Consider the following 1,241-nt stretch of genomic DNA (forward strand, 5'->3'; position numbering starts at 1 on the left):
TGACGTGCGCCCCTGATTGTTACCAGTCAGAGGTAGAGTTCGGCTCCTTCATGATGGTTGGTTGAGGGGATGGCAACGTGTCCGGGGGCATGCCCCCGGACACGTTGGCCGGCGATCTCGGCGGGGGTCTTCCCACCCAGTTTCGAGTGCGGCCTGACGTGGTTATAGTCGTGCCGCCAGGCGTCGAGCACGAAGCGGGCGTGCGCCAGCGACGTGAACAGCGTTTCGTTGAGGCATTCGTCTCTGAGGCGCCCGTTGAAGCTCTCGACGAAGCCGTTCTGCATCGGCTTGCCCGGCGCGATGTAATGCCACTCGACACGCCACTCCCACGACCAGCGCAGGATCGCCGACGAGGTCAGCTCGGTGCCGTTATCGCTCACCACCGTATGCGGCTTGCCGCGCAGCCCGATCAGCCGCGTCAGCTCGCGCGCGACCCGCACGCCCGACAGCGACGTGTCGGCCACCAGCGCGAGGCATTCCCGCGTGTAATCGTCGACCACGCACAGGATACGGAAGCGACGGCTGCACGTCAGCGTGTCGGAGACGAAGTCCAGCGACCAGCGCTGGTTCGGCCCGTCCGGCAACAGCATCGGCGCTCGCGTCCCCAGAGCACGCTTGCGGCCGCCGCGGCGACGCACACGCAAGTTCTCCTCGCGGTAGATGCGCCGCAGCTTCTTGTGGTTGGGCGTCATGCCCTCCCGCGCCAGAAGATAGCCCAGGCGACGATAGCCGAACCGGCGACGTTCCGCCGCCAGCTCACGCAACCGCGCCCGCAAGGGCGCATCATCGCCCCTGGTCGGCTGATACCGGATCACCCGCCGGCTCACGCCAACTAACTCACACGCCCGGCGCTCGCTCAGCCCGTGATGTTCACGGGCATGGGCGACCGCTTCCCGCTTCGCGCCGGGCGTCACCATTTTTTTGACGCCAGATCCTTCAATACGACGTTGTCGAGCATCGCCTCGGCCAACAGCTTCTTCAGCCGGCTGTTCTCCTCCTCAAGCGCCCGCAGCCGCCGCGCCTCCGACACCTCCAGCCCGCCGTACTTCGACTTCCACTTGTAGAACGTCGCCGAGCTGACCCCGTGGCGGCGGCACACGTCCGCCGTCGCCATCCCAGCCTCCTGCTCCTTCAAAATCCCAATGATCTGCTCTTCGCTGAACCTGCTGCGCTTCATTTTCGTCCGACTCCTTCGAGGCGGACTCTACCCAAAATCGGTCACATTCCAGGGGCGCACGTCA

1 protein-coding gene is annotated in these 1,241 nt (G+C 65.5%); it reads right to left on the minus strand.

Annotation, left to right across the window (positions count from 1 at the left end; genetic code table 11):
* Positions 1–26: 26 nt before the first annotated feature.
* A protein-coding gene (locus tag ABS767_RS17550; RefSeq protein ID WP_408080775.1) for an IS3 family transposase occupies positions 27–1,177 on the minus strand; the annotation gives its coding sequence in 2 pieces (ribosomal slippage) (positions 27–925 and positions 925–1,177; 1,152 coding nt in all).
* Between the last annotated feature and the right edge of the window lie 64 nt (positions 1,178–1,241).

This window comes from Sphingomonas plantiphila (assembly GCF_046000505.1).
Taxonomy (GTDB): domain Bacteria; phylum Pseudomonadota; class Alphaproteobacteria; order Sphingomonadales; family Sphingomonadaceae; genus Sphingomonas; species Sphingomonas plantiphila.